20 protein-coding genes and 1 pseudogene are annotated in these 21,107 nt (G+C 63.5%); 12 read left to right on the plus strand and 9 right to left on the minus strand.

The genetic code is table 11. From position 1 onward, the window contains the following. Window positions 1-95: 95 nt before the first annotated feature. Together earP and efp are read left to right on the plus strand one after the other, a co-directional pair. The gene (gene earP, locus IRZ77_RS10770) at window positions 96-1,223 is read left to right on the plus strand and encodes an elongation factor P maturation arginine rhamnosyltransferase EarP (protein ID WP_108480557.1); all 1,128 of its coding nucleotides are present in this window, start codon (window positions 96-98) and stop codon (window positions 1,221-1,223) included. Window positions 1,224-1,271: 48 nt separating this feature from the next. Next, window positions 1,272-1,841: an elongation factor P gene (efp, locus tag IRZ77_RS10775; RefSeq protein ID WP_013971530.1), complete on the plus strand. Its 570-nt coding sequence runs from the start codon at window positions 1,272-1,274 to the stop codon at window positions 1,839-1,841. Window positions 1,842-2,058: 217 nt separating this feature from the next. Here efp and IRZ77_RS10780 read toward each other — a convergent pair whose 3' ends face one another. The 3 genes from IRZ77_RS10780 to IRZ77_RS10790 form a co-directional block, all read right to left on the minus strand. Then, window positions 2,059-2,487, minus strand: coding sequence for an organic hydroperoxide resistance protein (locus IRZ77_RS10780; RefSeq protein WP_046615485.1), 429 nt, complete (start codon window positions 2,485-2,487; stop codon window positions 2,059-2,061). A gap of 141 nt (window positions 2,488-2,628) precedes the next feature. Beyond that, window positions 2,629-3,084 carry a MarR family winged helix-turn-helix transcriptional regulator gene (locus tag IRZ77_RS10785; RefSeq protein ID WP_046615484.1) on the minus strand — a complete coding sequence of 152 codons (456 nt, stop codon included), beginning with the start codon at window positions 3,082-3,084 and terminating at the stop codon, window positions 2,629-2,631. 58 nt (window positions 3,085-3,142) lie between these two features. After that, on the minus strand, window positions 3,143-4,096 hold the full coding sequence (locus tag IRZ77_RS10790; RefSeq protein ID WP_046615483.1) for a LysR family transcriptional regulator: 954 nt from the start codon (window positions 4,094-4,096) through the stop codon (window positions 3,143-3,145). A gap of 113 nt (window positions 4,097-4,209) precedes the next feature. On the opposite strand from IRZ77_RS10790, the gene IRZ77_RS10795 reads away from it, so the two are divergent. Further along, window positions 4,210-4,959, plus strand: coding sequence for a sulfite exporter TauE/SafE family protein (locus tag IRZ77_RS10795; protein WP_046615482.1), 750 nt, complete (start codon window positions 4,210-4,212; stop codon window positions 4,957-4,959). A 28-nt stretch (window positions 4,960-4,987) separates the two neighbouring features. Here IRZ77_RS10795 and IRZ77_RS10800 read toward each other — a convergent pair whose 3' ends face one another. Next, window positions 4,988-5,839 carry a LysR substrate-binding domain-containing protein gene (locus IRZ77_RS10800; protein WP_085602233.1) on the minus strand — a complete coding sequence of 284 codons (852 nt, stop codon included), beginning with the start codon at window positions 5,837-5,839 and terminating at the stop codon, window positions 4,988-4,990. A 96-nt stretch (window positions 5,840-5,935) separates the two neighbouring features. Here IRZ77_RS10800 and IRZ77_RS10805 point away from each other — a divergent pair, with 96 nt between their 5' ends. Next, window positions 5,936-6,154, plus strand: coding sequence for a DUF1127 domain-containing protein (locus tag IRZ77_RS10805; RefSeq protein ID WP_013971536.1), 219 nt, complete (start codon window positions 5,936-5,938; stop codon window positions 6,152-6,154). Between the two features lie 145 nt (window positions 6,155-6,299). Continuing rightward, the gene (locus IRZ77_RS10810) at window positions 6,300-7,520 is read left to right on the plus strand and encodes a winged helix-turn-helix domain-containing protein (protein ID WP_135001897.1); all 1,221 of its coding nucleotides are present in this window, start codon (window positions 6,300-6,302) and stop codon (window positions 7,518-7,520) included. Here IRZ77_RS10810 and IRZ77_RS10815 read toward each other — a convergent pair. Then, window positions 7,501-8,847 carry a class II 3-deoxy-7-phosphoheptulonate synthase gene (locus IRZ77_RS10815; RefSeq protein WP_046615479.1) on the minus strand — a complete coding sequence of 449 codons (1,347 nt, stop codon included), beginning with the start codon at window positions 8,845-8,847 and terminating at the stop codon, window positions 7,501-7,503. The two genes, IRZ77_RS10810 and IRZ77_RS10815, sit on opposite strands and share 20 nt — an antisense overlap. A 116-nt stretch (window positions 8,848-8,963) precedes the next feature. Between IRZ77_RS10815 and IRZ77_RS10820 the strand changes: the two genes are divergently transcribed. Both IRZ77_RS10820 and IRZ77_RS10825 read left to right on the plus strand, forming a co-directional pair. Beyond that, the gene (locus IRZ77_RS10820) at window positions 8,964-9,719 is read left to right on the plus strand and encodes a spermidine synthase (protein WP_196173491.1); all 756 of its coding nucleotides are present in this window, start codon (window positions 8,964-8,966) and stop codon (window positions 9,717-9,719) included. Between the two features lie 393 nt (window positions 9,720-10,112). Beyond that, window positions 10,113-11,826 (plus strand): annotated as a pseudogene (locus IRZ77_RS10825) (DEAD/DEAH box helicase). Window positions 11,827-11,978: 152 nt separating this feature from the next. Here IRZ77_RS10825 and IRZ77_RS10830 read toward each other — a convergent pair. After that, window positions 11,979-12,746, minus strand: a complete 768-nt coding sequence (locus IRZ77_RS10830) for a DODA-type extradiol aromatic ring-opening family dioxygenase (protein WP_153671221.1) — start codon at window positions 12,744-12,746, stop codon at window positions 11,979-11,981. A gap of 101 nt (window positions 12,747-12,847) precedes the next feature. On the opposite strand from IRZ77_RS10830, the gene IRZ77_RS10835 reads away from it, so the two are divergent. Beyond that, complete coding sequence (locus IRZ77_RS10835) at window positions 12,848-13,498, plus strand: thiopurine S-methyltransferase (RefSeq protein ID WP_108479835.1); 651 nt, start codon at window positions 12,848-12,850, stop codon at window positions 13,496-13,498. A 169-nt stretch (window positions 13,499-13,667) separates the two neighbouring features. On the opposite strand, the gene htpX is transcribed toward IRZ77_RS10835, so the two are convergent. Together htpX and IRZ77_RS10845 are read right to left on the minus strand one after the other, a co-directional pair. Then, on the minus strand, window positions 13,668-14,555 hold the full coding sequence (htpX, locus tag IRZ77_RS10840; protein WP_003259721.1) for a protease HtpX: 888 nt from the start codon (window positions 14,553-14,555) through the stop codon (window positions 13,668-13,670). A gap of 277 nt (window positions 14,556-14,832) precedes the next feature. Continuing rightward, window positions 14,833-16,044, minus strand: a complete 1,212-nt coding sequence (locus IRZ77_RS10845; protein ID WP_013971543.1) for a pyridoxal phosphate-dependent aminotransferase — start codon at window positions 16,042-16,044, stop codon at window positions 14,833-14,835. A gap of 167 nt (window positions 16,045-16,211) precedes the next feature. On the opposite strand from IRZ77_RS10845, the gene msrB reads away from it, so the two are divergent. Further along, window positions 16,212-16,607 carry a peptide-methionine (R)-S-oxide reductase MsrB gene (gene msrB, locus IRZ77_RS10850; RefSeq protein ID WP_015269381.1) on the plus strand — a complete coding sequence of 132 codons (396 nt, stop codon included), beginning with the start codon at window positions 16,212-16,214 and terminating at the stop codon, window positions 16,605-16,607. Window positions 16,608-16,620: 13 nt separating this feature from the next. After that, window positions 16,621-17,109 (plus strand): glutathione peroxidase, encoded by a 489-nt coding sequence (locus tag IRZ77_RS10855; RefSeq protein WP_015269382.1) that lies wholly within the window; start codon window positions 16,621-16,623, stop codon window positions 17,107-17,109. On the opposite strand, the gene IRZ77_RS10860 is transcribed toward IRZ77_RS10855, so the two are convergent. Continuing rightward, window positions 17,099-19,456, minus strand: coding sequence for a hybrid sensor histidine kinase/response regulator (locus IRZ77_RS10860; protein ID WP_153671222.1), 2,358 nt, complete (start codon window positions 19,454-19,456; stop codon window positions 17,099-17,101). The genes IRZ77_RS10855 and IRZ77_RS10860 overlap by 11 nt on opposite strands. Before the next feature lie 200 nt (window positions 19,457-19,656). On the opposite strand from IRZ77_RS10860, the gene IRZ77_RS10865 reads away from it, so the two are divergent. Both IRZ77_RS10865 and IRZ77_RS10870 read left to right on the plus strand, forming a co-directional pair. Then, window positions 19,657-20,544, plus strand: a complete 888-nt coding sequence (locus IRZ77_RS10865; protein WP_085602128.1) for an ATP-binding protein — start codon at window positions 19,657-19,659, stop codon at window positions 20,542-20,544. Next, window positions 20,545-21,027 (plus strand): GAF domain-containing protein, encoded by a 483-nt coding sequence (locus IRZ77_RS10870; protein WP_003260813.1) that lies wholly within the window; start codon window positions 20,545-20,547, stop codon window positions 21,025-21,027. It begins immediately after the preceding gene. The last annotated feature ends 80 nt before the right edge of the window (window positions 21,028-21,107 follow it).

The raw sequence follows: 21,107 nt of genomic DNA on the forward strand, positions 1-21,107 counted from the left end.
CGCATGCGCCTGGGCATTTTTCCGCGCAGGCGCTTTTGTCAGCGACAATTTATGCGCAGAATGCGCGGTTTTTCCGCTGGGCGAGGGCAGGGCACATGAAAGCCACCTGGGATATCTTCTGCAGCGTCGTCGACAACTACGGCGATATAGGCGTGACCTGGCGCCTGGCCCGGCAGCTGGTGGCAGAGCACGGCTTGGCAGTGCGGCTGTGGGTGGATGACCTGAATGCGTTCACGCCCATGTGCCCCGGGGCCGATGCCACCGCCCCGCAGCAGTGGCAGCACGGTGTGGATGTGCGCCAGTGGCCGGTGACCTGGTTGCCAGTGGCGCCGGCCGATGTGGTGATCGGTGCCTTCGCCTGCCAGTTGCCAGCAGCTTATGTAGAGGCAATGCGTGCTCGCGCCACGCCGCCGCTGTGGTTGAACCTCGAATACCTCAGTGCCGAGGACTGGGTGGAGGGTTGCCATGGCTTGCCTTCGCCGCAGCCCAACGGCTTGCGCAAGGTATTTTTCTTTCCCGGCTTTACCGAAAAAACCGGTGGCCTGCTGCGCGAGGGCTCGCTGCTGGCGCGGCGTGATGCGTTCCAGCAAGGCGCACGGCAGGCGTTCTTGCAGGGGCTTGGCGTAAACCCTGAAGCGGGAAGTTTGCTGATTTCCCTGTTCGCCTACGAAAACCCCCAACTGGGCAACTGGCTTGATGCTCTGGCCTCGGGCGAGCAACCTTGCCACCTGCTGGTGCCGCAAGGGCGCGTTGTCGCGGGGCTCGGCCAGTGGCTTGGCGAGGCGGCGCTGCAAGTGGGCAGCGTGCGCAAGCGAGGGGCGCTGACCGTGCAGGTGCTGCCTTTCGTCAGCCAGGACGACTATGACCGGTTGCTGTGGAGCTGCGATTTCAATGCCGTGCGCGGCGAAGACTCGTTCGTGCGCGCGCAGTGGGCCGGGCAGCCGATGCTGTGGCACATCTACGTGCAGGACGAGAATGCCCATTGGGAAAAGCTCGAAGCGTTTTTGGCGCATTATCGACACGGGCTGTCAGACGATGCCGATGCCGCCCTGCTTGGCTTGTGGCGTGCCTGGAACATGGACCGCGACATGGGCCAGGCCTGGCAGGCGGCCCGCCAGCACTGGCCGGAACTGCAACAGCATGCCCGGCTTTGGGCAGCGCGACAGGCCGCTCAGCCGGACCTTGCCACAGCGCTAGTACACTTTTACCGAAATTCGCTATGATACGCGGCCTCGATTTTTATAAATCCATCCAGATTCGGATACTTCGTAATGAAAACTGGTAAAGAACTGAAACCCGGTACCGTCCTGCGGATCGACAACGACCCGTGGCTGGTTCAAAAAGCTGAGTTCACCAAGTCGGGCCGTAACAGCGCGATCATGAAGACCAAGCTGAAGAACCTGCTGACCGGCTACAAGACCGAAACTGTCTACGGTGCAGACGACAAGCTGGACGACGTTATCCTGGATCGCAAAGAAGCGACCCTGTCGTTCATCAACGGTGATGAATACACCTTCATGGACACCACCGACTACACCATGTACGAACTGAACGCCGAGGACATCGAAGCCGTTCTGCCGTACATCGAAGAAGGCATGGAAGACGTCTGCGAAGCCGTGTTCTTCGAAGGCCGCCTGGTATCGGTTGAACTGCCGACCACCATCAGCCGCCAGGTTGTCTACACCGAGAACGCTGCTCGCGGCGACACCTCGGGCAAGGTCATGAAGCCTGCCAAGCTGAAGAACGGTACCGAGATCTCGGTTGCCGACTTCATCCAGATCGACGAGTGGATCGATATCGACACTCGCGACAACAGCTTCAAAGGCCGTTCCAAGAAGTAATCCTTCTTGTGAAACGCAAAAAACCCGGCCTTGGCCGGGTTTTTTCATGCCTGCGTTTTTGCAGTTCTCGATGCTTGCTCTTGCTTTTGTGGGCGCGGCCTTGTGTCGCGAAAGGGCCGCAAAGCGGCCCCGGCGATCTCAAGGTGTACCCGAGATTCCGAGGCCGCTTCGCGCCCCATCGCGACACAAGGCCGCTCCTACAGGGGAAGCGTGAACTTCAGACGGTCACGTGCAGGCGCACATCCACATTGCCGCGGGTGGCGTTGGAGTACGGGCACACCTTGTGTGCTTTTTCCACCAGCGCTTCGGCATCGGCCTGGGCCAGGCCCGGCAGGTTGATGTGCAGGTCGATGTCCAGGCCGAAACCACCCGGAATCTGGCCGATGCCCACCTTCGCGGTGATCGAGGAGTCCGCCGGCAGGGCTTTTTTCTCCTGCCCGGCCACGAACTTCAGTGCACCGATGAAGCACGCCGAGTAACCGGCGGCGAACATCTGCTCGGGGTTGGTGCCGTCACCGCCTGCGCCGCCCAGTTCCTTGGGGGTGCTCAGGCTGACCACCAGTTTGCCGTCACTGGAGCGGGATTTGCCATCGCGCCCACCGGTGGAGGTAGCTTCTGCGATGTACAGTGGAGTGACCTTTTGCATCTTGAGCCTCGCTAATGTGCTGTGCGCTCGCCGTGTGGAGGAGGGCGCGGGTTGGTGTGGGATTTAAATTAGCGCGCAATTAGTTTGCGCGCAAGATAAATCGTCACCGCTCGTCCGAACGGCCATTGCACAGCATAGCTGTCAGAGGGTTTTCTGCAGGTTCTCGCGCAGCGCCAGCAGGTCGGCCTGCAGCTGTTGCAGCTGTTCCAGGCTGCGTCCGCTGGCCTTGAGGATGCACTGCGGCACTTCCTTGGCCTGCTGCTGCAAGGCGCGGCCCTTGTCGGTCAGCTGCACCAGTACAACCCGTTCATCTTCGCGGCTGCGGTTGCGCTGCAGCAGGCCTTCGCTTTCCAGACGCTTGAGCAACGGCGTCAGCGAGCCGGGGTCGGTGAGCAGGTGCTGGCTGATCTCGCCAACGGTCAGGCCGTCGTGCTCCCACAGCACGAGCATGGCCAGGTATTGCGGGTAGGTCAGGCCCAGGGCCTGCAGCAGCGGTTTGTAGACCTTGGTCATCAGCAACGAGGTGGAGTGCAGGGCGAAACAGACCTGGTTGTCCAGCAGCAGCTCGTCACAGGAGGCTTGGTTGTTGGCGTTCATGCAGGTCCTTGAAGGTAATCAATGGGAAAGTCTGGCACGCGAATCGTCAGTGCGCGCTTTATTCGCGCAGTTCACTGCGCAAGGCCAGGTCCCAGGGTGGAATCGGGCTGAAGCGGCTCTTGAGAAATTCGAGCAGCAAACGGCTGCGAGAGTTCGTTTCATGTTCCAGGCGAAGCGCATAGATACCGCTGGTCTCCGCTTCGGGCAAGCCACCGTCGCAAAACAAAGGTATCAACTCGCCACGCAGCAGGTATTCGCTGATCAGCCAAGTAGGCAGGTGGGCTATGCCTAAGCCGGCGAGGGCGCCGAACAGAAGGGTTTCGGCGTTGTTGGCGGCCATCCGCATGCGTGAGGGGCGGTACAGGCGGGTTTGCCCGGCCACGTTGAAACGCCAGGCAAATGGCGGCGCCAGGCCATCCCAGTCCAGGCCGTCGTGCCCGGGCAGTTCGCTGGGGCATATTGGCATGCCGCGGCTGGCCAGGTAGGCCGGGCTGGCGCAGGCAATGCGCACCATGTAGGCCAATGGCGTGGCGACCAGCCGGGTGTCGGCCAGGGGGCCGGCGCGCAGCACCAGGTCGACCTCGCCAAGGTGGCTGCCATGCAGGTCGACGAAGCTGTCGATCAGGCGCAGTTGCACATCCAGGCCTGGGTAGGCGACCAGGAAATCGGCAATGGCCGGGGCCAGGTGGCGGCGGCCGAATGCCGCCGGGGCGTCGATGCGGATCAGACCTTCGGGTGCATTGCTCAGCGACACCGCTTCGGCGCGGGCCAGGCGCAGTTCCTCGATGATGCGCCTGGCCCGTTCGGCAAAGGCGTTGCCGGCAGGCGTGGCGCGCACGGCGTGGGTGCTGCGGGTGAACAGGCGGCTGCCCACGGCGCTTTCCAGGTTGTCGATGCGCCGGGCCACGGCCGACGGGGTCAGCGGGTGGCGGCGGGCGGCGGCAGAAAAGCTGCCGGTTTCCAGCACATCGAGGAACAGGCTTAGCTGGTCGGTCAGGGTATCGGGGTTCATGGCTGCCTTGCTTTTGCGAAAAACGCATAGCCATTGTGCGCTGCTATGCGTTTCCCTGCCAGCCCGCACTCGTTAGCATGCTCGCATTGTGTGTACAGGCGGATGAGGCCCTGATGATCGAATGGTTGTTGTATATCGTGCTGGGCGCAGCCCTGGGGACCATGGGTGGCTTGTTCGGCATTGGCGGTGGGCTGATCGCGATTCCGGCGCTGGGCGTGCTGTTTGGCCTGGACCAGCAACTGGCGCAAGGCACGGCGCTGGTGATGGTAGTGCCCAATGTGCTGCTGGCGCTGTGGCGTTATCACCAGCGTAACCGCATCGAAATGCGCCATGCGGTGCCGCTGTCGCTGTGCAGCTTCGTGTTCGCCTGGCTGGGGTCGATCTGGGCGGTGGGGCTGGATGCGCAATCCATGCGCCTGGGTTTTGTCGGCTTCCTGGTGGCCCTGGCGGTGTGGAACGTGGCGCGGATGTTCATGAAAGTGTCGCCGCCCAGCGCCGAGTTGCGCTATGCCTGGCCGTGGCTGGGTGTACTGGGCAGCTTTGCCGGGACCATGGGCGGCTTGTTCGGGGTGGGTGGGGCCGTGGTGGCCACGCCTATCCTGACCAGTGTGTTCGGTACCACCCAGGTGGTAGCGCAGGGGCTGTCGCTGGCGCTGGCGGCGCCGAGTACCTTGGTAACCCTGGTGACTTACGGGGTGCACCACAGTGTTGACTGGGGGGTGGGGATTCCATTGGCGTTGGGCGGCCTGCTGAGTATCAGTTGGGGGGTGAAGTTGGCCCATGCATTGCCGGAGAAGGTGTTGCGGGCGATGTTCTGTGTGTTTTTGGTGGGTTGTGCGGTGATGCTCGGGTTCGAGCTTTGAGATTTTGGGGCCGCTTTGCGGCCCCAAGTTATTTGAACCCTTCGACAATGTAGTCGGCCATGCAGTCGGTAATTGGCGAAGGGTTCTGGGTACTGCGCACCAGCATCACATTGGCCACCGGCAACTGCGGCAACCCTTCGCTCTCGCCCAGAATGCGGATATTCCCGCCAATCAGGCTCTGCAACTGTGCGGTCACCGCCAACCCTGCGGTGACGATGGCAAAGATCGCTGCCAGGCTCGGGCTGGTATAGGCGATGCGGTAGTCGATGCCCTGGGCCTCCAGGGCATTGCAGGTCCAGGCCCGGCAGAAGCAGTCAGTGTTGAACAGGGCTACCGGCATGGGGCGTTGCTCGTGCGGGCAGAAGCCTTCCGCGGCGGCCCAGACCAGGCGTTCCTGGCGCAGCAGTTGGCCAATCTCGTTGCCCGGCTCACGGGTGACGATGGTCAGGTCCAGGTCCTGGCGCAGCATCAGTTGTTTGGAGGAGTCGCAATGCACCTCCACCTGCACCAGTGGGTAGGCCTGAGCAAAGCTCGACAGGATGGTCGGCAGGAAGCGCATGGCATAGTCGTCCGGCGTGCCGATGCGTACTACCCCGACCATGTGCGGCATGCGCAGGGTGTTGAACACTTCCCCATGCAACTTGAGGATGCGCCGCGCATAGCCCAGCAGCACCTGGCCCTCGGCGGTCAGGCGCACCTGGCGGCCATCGCGCTCGAACAGCTGGCGCTGGAGGATGTCCTCTTCCAGGCGTTTCATTTGCATGCTCACCGCCGACTGGGTGCGGTTGACCACCTCGCCGGCGCGGGTGAAGCCACCCTGCTCGGCGATGGCCACGAAAGTGCGCAGTACGTCCGCATCGAGGCTCTGGTATTGGGACATTGCATCAATCTCCGAGATGCATGGCATCAGAAACATTCGTTGGATTGATCTTATGCCTGGCAGGAGACTGGAGCCATCAACACGGAGGGCTTCACGATGAAAGGTCATGTCAGCAGCATCCAGCAACCTGCCTTTTCCCTGAACCACCTGTGGCATGCCGCCCTGCAGCGCCCGGCACGCTGGCTGCAGCTGTACCGCCAGCGCCAGGAACTGGCCAGCCTCAGTGACGCAACCTTGCACGACCTGGGGTTGAGCCGGGCGGATATCCAGCAAGAGGCCGAGCGGCATTTCTGGGATGACCCGCTGCGCAAATAGGCTAAGTTTGTCGGTGGAATCACTGGCCTCTTCGCGGGTGAACCCGCTCCCACAGGAACTCCACATTGCCCGAGGCCAGTGGTATCCCTGTGGGAGCGGGTTCACCCGCGAAAGGGCCAGTGCAGACACCACAAGGAGTTCAGGCTTGCCCCTCAAGCTGTCCATCAACCAGGCCCGCCGGCTGGCCCTTTCTGCCCAAGGTTTCGGCAAGCAGCCAGAATCGGTGCCGACGCTGCCGGCACTCAAACGCATGCTGCAACGCCTGGGCGTGTTGCAAATCGATTCGGTCAACGCCCTTGTCCGCTCCCACTATCTGCCGCTGTTCTCACGCCTGGGCCACTACTCGCCTGCCGCCCTCGACCAGCTCGCCTGGGGGCGTGGCCGCCAGCGCCTGATGTTCGAATACTGGGGCCACGAAGCCTCGTTGCTGCCGCTGAGCCTGTACCCACTGCTGCGCTGGCGCATGGCCCATGCCGCCGACGGTCGTGGCATCTATCGCCAGCTCGCGCAGTTTGGCCGCGAACGCCAGGACGTGATTGCCCGGGTACTGGCCGCCGTCCGCGAACAGGGCGCCCTCGGCGCAGGCAGCCTGTCCACCCGCGAGGAGCGGGCCGGCCCCTGGTGGGACTGGAGCGAGGAAAAGCACGCACTGGAGTGGCTGTTCGCCGCAGGGCAAGTGACGGTCGCTGGCCGGCGCGGCTTCGAGCGGCTTTACGATGTGCCGGAAAAGGTCCTGCCGAAGGCGATCCTCGACCAACCTTTGCCCAGCGAGACCGAGGCGCATCAGGGCTTGATGCTGCATGCCGCCACGGCCCTGGGCGTAGCCACCGAGCGTGACCTGCGCGACTACTTCCGCCTGGATCCGGGGCAGGGCAGGGCTGCGCTGGCCGAACTGTTGGCTGACGGCCGCCTGCAAGCGGTCGAGGTGCAAGGCTGGAAGCAGCTCGCCTACTGCGCCGGCGCACCGCGTATCCCCCGGCGCATAGAGGCCAGCGCGCTGTTGTCGCCGTTCGATTCACTGGTCTGGGAACGCAACCGTACCGAGCGCTTGTTCGACTTCCGCTACCGCCTGGAAATCTACACCCCGGCGCACAAGCGGGTGTACGGCTACTACGTACTGCCGTTCCTGTACCACGAACGCATCGGCGCACGGGTGGACTTGCGCGCCGAGCGCGCCCAGGGGCAACTGGCAGTGCATGCCGTGCATGTGGAGGCCGCAGGCCTGGACGAGGAAGGTTACCAGGCCCTGGCCGGCAACCTGCTGCGCCTGGCCAGTTGGCTGGGCCTGGAAAAGGTGCAACTTAACTGCCCGCGCAAGGAGGGCAGCCAGTTGCGCCAGGCGCTGCTCAGCGCCGCACCTGCTTGAGGGTTTCGGCAATCAGGAATGCCAGCTCCAGGGACTGGTCGGCGTTCATGCGCGGGTCGCAGTGGGTGTGATACCGGTCGGACAGCGCATCCTCGGTGATCGGCCGGGCGCCGCCGATGCATTCGGTGACGTTCTGCCCGGTCATCTCGATGTGGATACCGCCGGCATGGCTGCCCTCGGCCTGGTGCACCTGGAAGAACTGCTTCACCTCATCCAGGATCTGCGCAAAGTCACGGGTCTTGTAACCGCTGCTGGCCTTGATGGTGTTGCCATGCATCGGGTCGGAGCTCCACAGCACCTTGCGCCCTTCGCGCTCGACAGTGCGGATCAGCCCCGGCAGGTGTTCGCCAACCTTGCCGGCGCCCATGCGCACGATCAGGTTCAGGCGCCCGGGATCGTTGGCCGGGTTCAGCGTGTCGATCAGGCGGATCAGCTCCTCGGGGTTCATGCTCGGGCCAACCTTGACCCCGATCGGGTTGTGCACGCCGCGCAAAAACTCCACATGAGCACCGTCAAGCTGGCGGGTGCGGTCGCCGATCCACAGCATGTGCGCCGAGCAGTCGTAGTAGTCGCCGGTCAGGCTGTCCTGGCGCACGAAGGCTTCTTCATAGTTCAGCAGCAGTGCTTCGTGGGCGGTGAAGAAGCTGGTTTCGCGCAGCTGCGGCGCGCTGTCCAGGCCGCAGGCGCGCATGAATGCCAGGGTTTCGTCGATGCGGTTGGCCAGCTGGTGGTACTTGTCGGCCAGCGCCGAATTGGCGATGAAGTCCAGGTTCCACTTGTGCACCTGGTGCAGGTCGGCAAACCCGCCCTGGGCGAAGGCGCGCAGCAGGTTGAGGCTGGCGGTGGCCTGGTGGTAGGCCTGCAGCAGGCGCTCCGGGTCGGGGATGCGGCTTTTCGCGTCGAAGCCGATGCCGTTGACGATGTCGCCACGGTAGGCGGGCAGGGTGATGTCGCCGATGGTTTCATCGCCCGATGAGCGCGGCTTGGCGAACTGCCCGGCCATGCGCCCGACCTTGACCACCGGGCAGCCGGCGGCGAAGGTCATGACAATGGCCATTTGCAGCAGCACCTTGAAGGTGTCGCGGATTTTCGCCGCCGAGAACTCGGCGAAGCTCTCGGCGCAGTCGCCACCCTGCAGCAGGAAGGCGCGGCCTTCGGTGACCTCGGCGAACTGCCGGCGCAGCTCGCGTGCCTCGCCCGCGAACACCAGCGGCGGGTAACTGGCCAGGGTCTGTTCGACCTTCAGCAGGTGCGCGGCATCGGGGTAGGTCGGTTGCTGCTGGATTGGCAGGGCACGCCAGCTGTCGGGGCTCCACGGTTGGTTCATCTCGGGCTCGGTCTTGTCGGTTGTAGGCTATGGGCCATGGTAACAGTTGGCGCTGCGCTTGTTGCATCAAGGGTGTTGGCGGACAATGCGCGTTTTTGCGCGGGTGGGTGGTGAGCATGGCGGCGGAACGGGAAGAGCGGCTACTGGCACGGGTGGAGGACGCCTTTGGTGTCATCAGCGTGTATGAAGTCGACGACTACCGCTTTCTGGAATTCGGCGATGCGATCGAGCAGAGCTGCGTGTTCACGGCCGACCCAAGCTGGCTGGAATACGACTATACCCGCGCCATGCTGGTGGGGGCGTTGTGCCACGAGCAGCCGGAGAGCGCGCTGTTTCTCGGCCTGGGGGCCGGCACGCTGACCCAGGCCTGCATGAAGTTCCTGCCGCTGGACGACATCGAGGCCATCGAACTGCGCCCGGAGGTACCGCGCCTGGCCATGGAGTACCTGGGCCTGGACGATGACCCGCGGCTGTATGTACGCATCGGCGATGCCCTGGAGCTTTTGCCCACGGCGGAGAAGGCCGACCTGCTTTTCGTCGACCTGTACACCGACCATGGGCCGGGGGTGGGGCACCTGGCGTGGAACTTCCTGGAGAACTGCCAGCAGCAGCTGAACCCGGGTGGGTGGCTGGTGATCAACCAGTGGGCCACCGACGACGGCAAGCCGCTGGGCGCGGCGTTGCTGCGCGGGTTGTACCACCGGCATTACTGGGAGCTGCCGGTGAAGGAGGGCAATGTGATCCTGCTGGTGCCGGCGGACCTGGAGCAGACGCTGGACCTGGATGGGCTGAGGGCCCGGGCCGAGGCGTTGGCGCCGCGCCTGGGGTACAGCCTCGAAGGGCTGATCCGCGAGATTCGGCCGGCTACCTGATGAATCTGTGTCGAGGCTGCTGGCCCTATCGCCGGCAAGCCAGCTCCCACACCGACCGCGTTGGCTGTCCCTGTGGGAGCTGGCTTGCCGGCGATGGGGCCGATACAGGCAATAAAGAATTATCGATTCAGTTCCTGGTGGTTGATGGCCCGACACTGGTCAGGCACCCTGAAAATATTCCTCACGTCTGCGCACGATTTCGGGTATAGTACGCGCCGGTCTTTTAGCGGACCGCAAAATCAGGTGGTGTAAACCCTCCGAGTCCAGCTTCGGCTGCACGTCCGCTAGGCGGACTTTCCCACGTTTATCTTTTTCAATCGTTTTCGCAAATCCCCGCCGCCAAAGCTGCCTGGGTGACCTGTCGGTCTTTCATGGCTTGTGCAGCTTTGGAGCATGGGTCTTTGCGGATGCACCTAGAGGCAGACCCATGACCCAGGAAACCGGCGGCTTCGCCGCTCTCGATCTCAATCCGAATATTGTTGCTGCCGTTCTGGCGACCGGCTACGAAGAGCCGTCCGCCATTCAGCAACAATCGATCCCGATCATCCTCGCCGGTCACGACATGATCGGCCAGGCGCAGACTGGCACCGGCAAGACCGCTGCCTTCGCCCTGCCGATCCTCAACAAGATCGATGTGAGCAAGCGCGAACCGCAAGCCCTGATCCTGGCGCCAACCCGTGAGTTGGCGCTGCAAGTTGCTACCGCTTTCGAAACCTACGCCAAGCAGATGCCGGGCGTGAACGTGGTCGCCGTCTACGGTGGTGCCCCGATGGGCCCACAGCTGCGTGCGATCCGCAACGGCGCGCAAATCGTCGTGGCCACCCCGGGCCGTCTGTGCGACCACCTGCGTCGTGACGAAAAAGTCCTGTCGACCGTGCAGTACCTGGTACTGGACGAAGCCGACGAGATGCTCAAGCTGGGCTTCATGGACGACCTCGAAGTGATCTTCGATGCCATCCCTGCCAGCCGCCAGACCGTGCTGTTCTCCGCCACTCTGCCGTCGTCGATCCGCTCGATCGCCGAACGTCACCTGCGCGAGCCCAAGCACGTCAAGATCCAGAGCAAGACCCAGACCGTTACCGCGATCGAGCAGGCCCACCTGATGGTCCACGCTGACCAGAAGATCCCGGCTGTGCTGCGTCTGCTGGAAGTGGAAGAGTTCGATGCGCTGATCGCCTTCGTGCGTACCAAGCAAGCCACCCTGGACCTGGCCTCCGCGCTGGAAGCCAAGGGCTACAAGGCTGCCGCGCTGAATGGCGACATCGCCCAGAACCAGCGTGAGCGTGTGATCGACTCGCTCAAGGATGGCCGCCTGGACATCGTTGTCGCTACCGACGTCGCTGCCCGTGGCCTGGACGTACCGCGCATCACTCACGTGTTCAACGTCGACATGCCGTACGACCCGGAGTCCTACGTACACCGTATCGGCCGTACCGGCCGTGCCGGTCGCGATGGCCGTGCACTGCTGCTGGTCACCCCGCGTGAGCGCCGCATGCTGCAGGTGATCGAGCGCGTAACCGGGCAGAAAGTTGCCGAAGCCCGCCTGCCGAATGCCCAGGCCGTGCTGGACGCCCGCATCAAGAAGCTGACCTCGAGCCTGGCGCCGCTGGTTGCCGAAGCGGAAGCCACCCACGGCGAGCTGTTCGACCGCCTGACCGCCGACCTGGGTTGCAGCGCGCGTGCCCTGGCTGCTGCCCTGCTGCGCAAGGCCACCAATGGCCAGGCGCTGGACCTGGCTGCGGTAGAGCGTGAGCAGCCGCTGGTGCCGAGCTTCGCCCCGCGTGGCGAGCGTACCGAACGTGGTGAGCGTGGCGAGCGCCCGGAGCGTGGTGACCGCGAGCGCCGTGCACCGATGCCGCTTGCCGAAGGCCGTGTGCGTTGCCGCACTGCCCTGGGTGCCCGTGACGGCATCGCTGCCAAGAACCTGTTGGGCGCGATCCTCAACGAGGGTGGCCTGGCCCGTGACGCTATCGGCCGTATCCAGGTGCGCGACAGCTTCAGCCTGGTCGAGTTGCCGGAAGATGGCCTGGAGAAGCTGCTGTCCAAGCTCAAGGACACCCGCGTGGCTGGCAAGCAGCTGAAGCTGCGTCGCTACCGCGAGGATTGATCCTGGCGCAATGAAAAAATCCCCGGCTTTGGCTGGGGATTTTTTTTGCCTGCGCCGGCCCTTTCGCGGGTAAACCCGCTCCCACAGGTACAGCACAAGCCTTGAAATCTGTGGAGACCCTGTGGGAGCGGGTTCACCCGCGAAGAGGCCCTTCAGCCAAACCGATAAATGTCCATCCCCAACGCCCCCAGGGTAAACCCTTGGTGCACCACCCCGAACTTGCCCCCAGCCCCCAGGGCAAAGAACAGCGGCAGGAAATGCTCGTCACTGGGATGGTTGCGCGCCGCAAACGGCGCCTGCTGCCGATAATTCAGCAACGCTTGCTGATCATCCGCCCGAAGCTTTTCCACCACCCAATCCCTGAACGCCAGTGCCCATGGCTCGATCACATCCGGCCCGGCATGCCAGTCCAGTTCGCCCAGGTTGTGGGTAATGCTGCCCGAGCCGATCAACAGCATGCCCTGACCGCGCAAACCCGCCAGCGCCTGGCCTACCTTGACCTGCAGCGCCGGCCCCATGTGGCTGGGCAGGGAAACTTGCACAACCGGAATATTCGCCTCCGGGTACATCAGCGACAGAGGTACCCAGGCGCCGTGGTCGAATGGCCGCTGCGCATCCAGCCGGGCTGGCAGCCCGGTAGCCTGCAGCAGTTCACTGACCTGCCCGGCAAGGGTGGGGTCACCCGGCGCCGGGTATTGCACCGCATATAGCGCTGGTGGGAAGCCGTAGAAGTCATGCCAGGTCTCGGGCTGTGCGCTGCCGGTAACCAGCAGTTCGCGGCTTTCCCAGTGTGCCGACACCACCACGATCGCTTTCGGACGGGGCAGGGCGTTGGCCAGCCCGGCCAGCGCCGGCCCGCTGGCGCCGGGTTGCAGGGCAAGCATGGGGGAGCCATGGGAGATGAACAGGCTGGGCAGCATGGCGGGTTCCTGACGGTTAAGATGCACACATCTTCGATCAACTACAGATCGAAATCCAAACCAACTTTTACCGACAAACCATCTAAAAATCGGGAGTGATCATGGAGCCAGCGTTCTGGCAGCAGCGGTGGGCCGACAACCAGATCGGCTTTCACCAGGCGCAGGTGAACCCCTATCTGCAGAAATATTGGCCAACGCTTGGCCTTGCGCCGGGCAGCCGCGTGCTGGTGCCGTTGTGCGGCAAGAGCCTGGACCTGGCCTGGTTGGCCGGGCAGGGGTATCGCGTGTTGGGCGTAGAGCTGTCGCGGCGGGCGGTGGAGGCATTCTTCCGCGAGCATGGGCTGCAGGCCGAGGTACAGCAGCGTGGGGCTTTCGAGGTTTGGCGCAGTGGTGACGTCGAACTCTGGTGTGGGGATTTCTTTGCGTTGCAGGCAGAGGATGTCGGCGACTGCGCGGGGCTGTATGACCGGGCGGCGTTGATTGCCTTGCCTTCGCAGATGCGTGTGGCTTACATGCGGTTGTTGTCGCGCTTGCTGCCGACGGGTTGCCAAGGGTTGGTGGTGACTCTGGATTATGACCAATCCTTGCTGGGCGGGCCGCCGTTTTCGGTAGGAGATGAAGAGCTGCGACAAGGGTTTGCCGGGTGGCAGCTGGATGAGCTGGAGGCTGTGGAGGTGATTGAAGAAAGCCCGAAGTTTTTGCAGGCCGGGGTATCGAGCTTGTTGGAGCGGGTTTGCCGGGTCAGCCGCTGACAGGTGTGTAGCCTGTCTTGGCCCTTTCGTGGGTGAACCCGCTCCCACAGGTACTGCACAATCCTCAAGGTATGTGGTGAACCTGTGGGAGCGGGTTTACCCGCGAAGAGGCCGGCACAGGTGTACAAAAAAGGGCGACCGAAGTCGCCCTTTGTTTCTACCGGTTGGATCAACCGCGACGGCGCAGTGCCTCGATACGGTCTTCCAGCGGCGGGTGGCTCATCAGCAGCCCGGCCAGGCCGTGCTTCAGGCCACCATTGATGCCGAAGGCCTTCATGGTGTCGGGCATGTGCACCGGCAGGCCTTGCTCCACGCGCAGGCGCTGCAGGGCGCCGATCATCGCCGCGGTACCGGCCAGCTGAGCACCGGCTTCGTCGGCGCGGTATTCGCGGCGGCGCGAGAACCACATCACGATCATGCTGGCCAGAATGCCCAGGATCAGCTCGGCAACGATGGTCGCCACGTAGTAGGCAATGCCCTGGCCTTCTTCGTTCTTGAAGATCACCTTGTCGACGAAGTTGCCGATGATGCGCGCGAAGAACATCACGAAGGTGTTCACAACGCCTTGCACCAGCGCCAGGGTGACCATGTCGCCGTTGGCCACGTGGCCGATCTCGTGGGCCAGCACTGCGCGCACTTCATCGGGCGAGAAGCGCTCCAGCAGGCCCTGGGACACGGCGACCAGAGCGTCGTTGCGGTTCCAGCCGGTGGCGAAGGCGTTGGCCTCGTATGCCGGGAAGATACCCACCTCGGGCATCTTGATGCCCGCTTCACGGGACAGCTCTTCCACCGTTTGCAGCAGCCACTGTTCGTGGCGGGTGCGCGGCTGGCTGATGATCTGGGTGCCGGTGGTCATCTTCGCCATCCACTTGGAGATGAACAGCGAGACGAGGGAGCCAGCAAAGCCGAACACGGCGCAGAACACCAGCAGGCTGCTGAGATTCAGGTCGACCCCGTTGGCGGCCATGAACCCGTTGAAACCGAACAGGCTCAGGGTAATGCTTGCAACCAGCACCACCGCGAGGTTGGTGGCTACAAACAACAGAATGCGCATCATGGTTGTTACGTTCTCCTGACGGATGAGTTGTCGCTTACTGCGGGGTATATAAGGGGCCGGCCGTGCCGATTCAATCGGGCGACTATTTCAAACTGTGTACGGCGGAGTATGGCAGAGGATGGCGCGGGGGCTGTGGGATAGAGCGTTGCAGGATGTAAGAAACATCCTTAGGGGTTTTCGGGGGCTGCTTTGCAGCCCATTCGCAGCGCAAGGCTGCTCCTACAGGGGGCATGCGTTCTACTGTAGGAGCAGCCTTGCGCTGCGAAGAGGCCATCACTTACTGCGAATAACCTTTCAGGAAATTGCCGATCCGGCCAATCGCCGCTTCCAGGTCATCCACTCGCGGCAGGGTGACCACGCGGAAGTGGTCCGGCCACGGCCAGTTGAACGCCGTACCCTGAACGATAAGCAGCTTCTCCGACAGCAGCAGGTCGAGCACGAACTTTTCGTCGTTGTGAATCGGGCAAACCTTCGGGTCGATCTTCGGGAATGCATACAGCGCACCCATCGGCTTCACGCAGCTCACGCCCGGGATGTCGTTCAGCAGCTCGTAGGTGCGGTTGCGCTGCTCCAGCAGGCGGCCCGGCGGCAACACCAGGTCGTTGATGCTCTGGTAGCCGCCCAACGCGGTCTGGATGGCATGCTGGGCAGGCACGTTGGCGCACAGGCGCATGTTGGCCAGCATGTCGATGCCTTCGATGTAGCTTTGCGCGTGGTGCTTGGGCCCGGAGATGATCAGCCAGCCGGAACGGAAGCCCGCCACCCGGTACGACTTGGACAGGCCGTTGAAGGTCAGGCACAGCAGGTCGGGGGCCAGCGAGGCGGTGCTGATGTGCACGGCTTCGTCGTACAGGATCTTGTCGTAGATCTCGTCGGAGAACACCACCAGGTTGTGCTGGCGGGCCAGTTCCAGCATGCCCAGCAGCAGCTCTTTGGAGTACACCGCGCCGGTCGGGTTGTTCGGGTTGATGATCACCAGGGCCTTGGTGTTCGGGGTGATCTTGGCCTTGATGTCCTCAAGGTCGGGGAACCAGTCGGCCTGCTCGTCGCACAGGTAGTGCACCGGCTTGCCGCCGGCCAGGCTCACGGCGGCGGTCCACAGCGGGTAGTCGGGGGCCGGGATCAGCACTTCGTCGCCGTTGTTGAGCAGTGCCTGCATGGACATGACGATCAGCTCGGACACACCATTACCCAGGTAGATGTCTTCGATGCCAACGCCTTCGATCTGCTTCTGCTGGCAGTACTGCATCACCGCCTTGCGCGCGCTGAACAGGCCCTTGGAGTCGCTGTAGCCCTGGGCGGTGGGCAGGTTGCGGATCACATCCTGGAGAATTTCGTCAGGCGCCTCGAAGCCAAACGGCGCCGGGTTGCCGATGTTCAGCTTGAGGATGCGGTGGCCTTCCTCTTCCAGGCGCTTGGCGTGCTTGAGCACTGGGCCGCGAATGTCGTAGCAGACATTGGCGAGCTTGTTCGATTTGCTGAACTGCATGATGGGATCCCGATTGAGAAAACGCGCTACGCCCCGCCGAAAGGTTTGAAAGGGCAGGAAGCGGGTGCCAGACTGAACGCCTGGCACACGAAGCCAACTAATATACGTGCCACCCGCGCCCCGGAAAAGACGGTGCGCAGTGAAATTCAGCCTGCCGAGGTCCCTACATGCAAAAGATCGAGAAAACCCTGGAACAATGGCGGTCGATGCTCGACCCCGAGCAGTACCAGGTGTGCCGCCTGAAGGGCACCGAGCGGCCGTTCAGCGGCAAGTACAACAGCGAGCGCCGTGACGGCATCTACCACTGCATCTGCTGCGGCCTGCCACTGTTCGATGCGCAGACCAAGTTCGATTCCGGCTGCGGCTGGCCGAGCTTCTACGCCCCCATCGAAGAAAGCGCGATGATCGAGATCCGCGACACCTCCCACGGCATGATCCGCACCGAAGTCACCTGTGCCCGCTGCGATGCGCACCTGGGCCACGTGTTCCCCGACGGCCCGCCACCGACCGGCCTGCGCTACTGCATCAACTCGGTGTGCATCGACCTGCGCCCGCGCGACTGACCGGAGCCCGACCATGGCTGGATCGATACTGGACATCCCCTGCGTGACCTTGGGCGGCGAGCACAAGAAGCTCGGCGACTTCCCCGGCAAGGCGCTGCTGGTGGTCAATACCGCCAGCCAGTGCGGCTTTACCCCGCAGTACAAGGGCCTGGAGCAACTGTGGCAGGCCTATCGCGCGCGTGGTCTGGTGGTGCTGGGCTTTCCCTGCAACCAGTTCGGCAAGCAGGAGCCGGGCGATGCACGGGAAATCGCCCAGTTCTGCGAGCGCAATTTTGGTGTGAGCTTCCCGCTGTTCCGCAAGGTCGAGGTCAACGGGCCCGGCAGTCACCCGCTGTTCGTCGAACTCAAGCAGCGCGCCCCGGGCATTCTGGGTAGCCAGAAGATCAAGTGGAACTTCACCAAGTTCCTGGTCGACCCGGCCTCTGGCCAGGTAACGCGCTACGCCCCCACCACCAAGCCGCAGGCCCTGGAAGCGGATATCGAGCGACTGCTCAGCCGTTGACAGGCACCCAGTGGTCGACCAGCGCCAGCAGCTCTTCACGGCGGAACGGCTTGGCCAGGTAGTCGTTCATGCCCGCTGCCCGGCAGCGCTCGCGTTCTTCGGGCATGGCGTTGGCGGTGAGGGCAACGATCGGCAGATCGGGCCAGCGGCCGCTCTGGCGGATGCGCCGGCTGGCCTCGTAGCCGTCCATCACCGGCATGTTGCAGTCCATCAGCACCAGGTCGAACTCGTCCTGTTCCAGTAGCTCCAGGGCCTCGGCGCCCTGGGTGGCCAACTGCACCTGGCAGCCGAGCTTGGCCAGCATGCCCTTGGCCACCAGCTGGTTCACCGGGTTGTCTTCCACCAGCAGGATGCGCGCACGGCCTTGTTCCAGGGTAATGGCCGGGGTGGCCAGTGGGTGTTCGGGCTCGTGGCCCTGCAAGGTGCGGCGCAAGGTCTGGTACAGGGCGTTGCGCGCCAGCGGCCGGGCCAGCTGGTGCAGGGGGGCGAGGGTGACCGACTGTTCGCTGGGCAGGAAGTTGCCGTAGGCGGTCACCAGCAAGATCGGTGTCTTCAGCGCCGGGCGCAGTTCGAACAGCTGGTCCAGGCTGTCGGTGATCAACAGGTCTATGGCCGTGGCGTCCAACTCCGCGCTGCTGTCATGGCGCTGATAATCAAGGCCCCAGGCGGGCAAAAGGTCCTGCAGCAGTTCATCGAGCCCGCTGCCGGCCGCGCTCAGCGCAGCCACGCGCCCGTGCAATGGGGATGGCGGGATGGCCTCGGTGTGCACGGCCAGCGGCAGCTCGGCGGTGAAGCGGCTGCCGAAGCCCGGGTCGGATTTGATATGCAGGTGGCCCTGCATGGCCTTGCACAGGTTGCGCGTCAGCGCCAGGCCCAGGCCTGTGCCGCCAAACTGGCGGGTGATGCCGGCGCCCGCCTGGGTGAACGGCTGGAAGATCCGCGCCTGGGCTTCTTCGGGGATGCCGATACCGGTGTCGCGCACTTCCAGGCGCACACCGCCGACAATGGTCGCCAGGCGCACATCCACGCGGCCGAAGCGGGTGAACTTGAGGGCGTTGGACAGCAGGTTGCTGACGATCTGCCTTACCCGCGTGGGGTCGCCAAGCACGCTGCTGGGGAAGTCCCGGGCGATCAGGCAGGTCAGCTCCACGCTTTGCGCGGTGTTCTGCGACAGCAGGTTGGCGGTGTCCTCGACCATCGAGCCCATGTCGAACGGAATGCGCTCCAGCTCCAGCTGGCCGGCATCGAACTTGGACAGGTCGAGAATATCGTTGAGCAATTCCACCAGCACCTTGCCGGAGTCATGGGCTATCGCCAGTTGCTGGCGTTGCTCGCTGGGTAGCGGGCTGTCCAGGGCAAGGGCGATCATGCCGAGCATGCCGTTGAGCGGGGTACGGATTTCGTGGCTCATGTTGGCGAGAAAGGCGGCGCGTGCCTGGGCCATGTCCAGCGCCCGGCGTCGGGCTTCTTCCAGCTCCTGGTTGGACAGGCTCAGGCTGTTGTTGCTGGCTTTCAGCTCGTTGGTGCGTGCCGAGACGATATCTTCCAGCTCGTTGAGGTACTGGGTAAGGCGGTTTTCCGCTGTGCGCCGCTGCTCGATCTCGGTGGCCATGCTGACGAACTGCTGGTTTGCGACTTTCACCAGAACGCCGATCTCGTCGTTTTCGTGGCCGTGCGGGCAGGCCAGGCGGGTTTGGCGGGGCTTGCGCGGGTCGCTGCCGCTGAGCGCGCCGATCACTGTCACCAGCGGTTTGGTCAGCATCATGTAGAACAGCGCCAGCAAGATGCCGGTCAACACCAGGCTGCGGGCGAAGCCGTTGAGCAGGGTTATGCCGGCGCGGTCGAGGAAGCGGCTGCCGAAGGCGTAGGTGTCCACCTCCAGGTACAGCGTGCCGAGGTCCTCGTCGGGCATATGGGTGAGGTACAGGCGCTCCTTGAACTGGCGTTGCTCGCCGAACAGGAAGTCGCTGAGCGGTCGGTAGCGGTCCTGCAGGCGCGGCCTCTCGACATCGGCCAGCACCGTTTCGTTGTTGTCGCTCAGCCACGCGCGGATGATTGCCGGCGACTCCAGCAAGCCGCGAGTCAGCTCCAGCGCCAGTTCCGAATCGATGTTGTAGGCAATGCGCGAGGCCGGGTTGTGGCTGATTTGCAGCAAGGCGCGCACTTCGCGGTTGATGGACGCGTCTTCGCTGGCATAATCGATGCCTATCTGGATGAGACTGAGCAATGTTCCCAGGATGAAGCCGACCAGGACTGTCAACCGGGCTTGCTTGTATGACAGGCGATTGGTGAACTTGATATCCATGTGTCCCGAGCCGGTTTCACGTCCCTTGCGCTGCGCAAGCATAGCCGATCAACCCCGGCTGCTGGTGGGTCTGTCACACATTCAGCCTTGATTGCTCTACTGGTTGTGCCGGCCTCTTCGCGGCTAAAGCCGCTCCCACAGGTTTATCACCGCCCTTGAGACCTGTGATGTACCTGTGGGAGCGGCTTTAGCCGCGAAGAGGCCGGCACAGCAGCCCCGAATCTGAATTTGCAGGAGCCCTGATGGACGCTCGCTTGATTGCTTTCCTGGACCGCGCCGAATCGGTACTGGCCCGCCTCGAACCCCTGTTGCCGGCAACACGTCCGAACATCGACTGGGCCACCACCCTGGCCGCGCGCTGGCAGCGCGATGGCCGTAGCGGCTACCTGCTGCCGCTGGAAGTAAGCCTGGACATTCGCCTCAGCGACCTGATTGGCGTCGACCATCAGCGTGACCAGCTGGGCCGCAACACCCATCAGTTCATCAACGGCATGCCGGCCAACCATGCATTGCTGTGGGGCTCGCGCGGCACCGGCAAGTCGTCGCTGGTACGTGCCCTGCTGGCCGAGCACGCCGGTGCCGGCCTGCGCCTGATCGAAATCGAACGCGACCACCTGGCCGACCTGCCACGGGTGGTCGAGCAACTGCAGAAACTGCCGCAGCGCTTCATCCTGTTCTGCGACGACCTGTCGTTCGAAGCCGGGGAGGGCGACTACCGGGTGCTCAAGAGCGTGCTCGACGGCTCACTCGAGCAGGCTCCGGACAACGTGCTGCTGTACGCCACTTCCAATCGCCGCCACCTGGTGCCGGAGAAGGAAAGCGACAACGAGAACTGGAAGCGCGTGGACGGCGAGCTGCACCCCAGCGAAGCGGTGGAGGACAAGATTGCCCTGTCCGACCGTTTTGGCCTGTGGCTGTCGTTCTACCCCTTCACCCAGGAACACTTCCTGAACGTGGTCGAGCACTGGATCGGCCAGCTCGCACAAACTGCCGGCCTGGCCTGGCAGCGCAGCGAAGAACTCGACATCCTCGCCGTGCGCTGGGCCACCGGCCGCGGTAACCGTAATGGCCGTTGTGCCTATCAGTTCGCCCGCTACTGGGTCGGGCTGCAATTGCTGGAGCAAAAGTAAATGATCGACCTCAATGCCAGTGGCGCCGGCCTCGACGGCTACAACCTGCTGGCGGCGCAAGTGCAGGCGCTGTTTGCCGACGAGCGTGACTTCATCGCCAATGCCGCGCAGTTCTCGGCATTCCTCTATAACCAGGTGGACGACCTCAACTGGGCGGGCTTCTACCTCAACCGCAACGAAGAACTGGTGCTGGGCCCGTTCCAGGGCCAGGTGGCGTGCGTGCGCATCCCGTTCAGCAAGGGTGTGTGCGGAGCGGCAGCGGCCACTCGGCAGACCCAGCGGGTAGAGGACGTGCATGCGTTCCCGGGGCACATTGCCTGTGACAGCGCGTCCAACAGCGAGCTGGTGATCCCGCTGGTGAAGGAGGGCAGGTTGATTGGTGTGCTGGACCTGGACAGCCCGAAGCTTGGGCGCTTCAGTGAGGCGGATCAGGTGGGGCTGGAGCGGTTGGCGGCGATCTTCCTGGAGCTGACCGACTGCTGATGGTCGTTGCCTTTACCGGCCTCTTCGCGGCTAAAGCCGCTCCCACAAGGATGGCATCAAGCCTGAGGGCGAGGCGGTCC

Origin of the sequence: Pseudomonas pudica, assembly GCF_015680405.1 — a bacterium.
Taxonomy (GTDB): Bacteria; Pseudomonadota; Gammaproteobacteria; order Pseudomonadales; family Pseudomonadaceae; genus Aquipseudomonas; species Aquipseudomonas pudica.

Excerpts from the sequence above, each read along its gene's own strand:
- earP (WP_108480557.1), top strand. The coding sequence starts at position 96 with ATGAAAGCCACCTGGGATATCTTCTGCAGCGTCGTCGACAACTACGGC.
- efp (WP_013971530.1), top strand. The coding sequence starts at position 1,272 with ATGAAAACTGGTAAAGAACTGAAACCCGGTACCGTCCTGCGGATCGAC.
- IRZ77_RS10780 (WP_046615485.1), bottom strand. The coding sequence starts at position 2,487 with ATGCAAAAGGTCACTCCACTGTACATCGCAGAAGCTACCTCCACCGGT.
- IRZ77_RS10785 (WP_046615484.1), bottom strand. The coding sequence starts at position 3,084 with ATGAACGCCAACAACCAAGCCTCCTGTGACGAGCTGCTGCTGGACAAC.
- IRZ77_RS10790 (WP_046615483.1), bottom strand. The coding sequence starts at position 4,096 with ATGAACCCCGATACCCTGACCGACCAGCTAAGCCTGTTCCTCGATGTG.
- IRZ77_RS10795 (WP_046615482.1), top strand. The coding sequence starts at position 4,210 with ATGATCGAATGGTTGTTGTATATCGTGCTGGGCGCAGCCCTGGGGACC.
- IRZ77_RS10800 (WP_085602233.1), bottom strand. The coding sequence starts at position 5,839 with ATGTCCCAATACCAGAGCCTCGATGCGGACGTACTGCGCACTTTCGTG.
- IRZ77_RS10805 (WP_013971536.1), top strand. The coding sequence starts at position 5,936 with ATGAAAGGTCATGTCAGCAGCATCCAGCAACCTGCCTTTTCCCTGAAC.
- IRZ77_RS10815 (WP_046615479.1), bottom strand. The coding sequence starts at position 8,847 with ATGAACCAACCGTGGAGCCCCGACAGCTGGCGTGCCCTGCCAATCCAG.
- IRZ77_RS10820 (WP_196173491.1), top strand. The coding sequence starts at position 8,964 with ATGGCGGCGGAACGGGAAGAGCGGCTACTGGCACGGGTGGAGGACGCC.
- IRZ77_RS10830 (WP_153671221.1), bottom strand. The coding sequence starts at position 12,746 with ATGCTGCCCAGCCTGTTCATCTCCCATGGCTCCCCCATGCTTGCCCTG.
- IRZ77_RS10835 (WP_108479835.1), top strand. The coding sequence starts at position 12,848 with ATGGAGCCAGCGTTCTGGCAGCAGCGGTGGGCCGACAACCAGATCGGC.
- htpX (WP_003259721.1), bottom strand. The coding sequence starts at position 14,555 with ATGATGCGCATTCTGTTGTTTGTAGCCACCAACCTCGCGGTGGTGCTG.
- IRZ77_RS10845 (WP_013971543.1), bottom strand. The coding sequence starts at position 16,044 with ATGCAGTTCAGCAAATCGAACAAGCTCGCCAATGTCTGCTACGACATT.
- msrB (WP_015269381.1), top strand. The coding sequence starts at position 16,212 with ATGCAAAAGATCGAGAAAACCCTGGAACAATGGCGGTCGATGCTCGAC.
- IRZ77_RS10855 (WP_015269382.1), top strand. The coding sequence starts at position 16,621 with ATGGCTGGATCGATACTGGACATCCCCTGCGTGACCTTGGGCGGCGAG.
- IRZ77_RS10860 (WP_153671222.1), bottom strand. The coding sequence starts at position 19,456 with ATGCTTGCGCAGCGCAAGGGACGTGAAACCGGCTCGGGACACATGGAT.
- IRZ77_RS10865 (WP_085602128.1), top strand. The coding sequence starts at position 19,657 with ATGGACGCTCGCTTGATTGCTTTCCTGGACCGCGCCGAATCGGTACTG.
- IRZ77_RS10870 (WP_003260813.1), top strand. The coding sequence starts at position 20,545 with ATGATCGACCTCAATGCCAGTGGCGCCGGCCTCGACGGCTACAACCTG.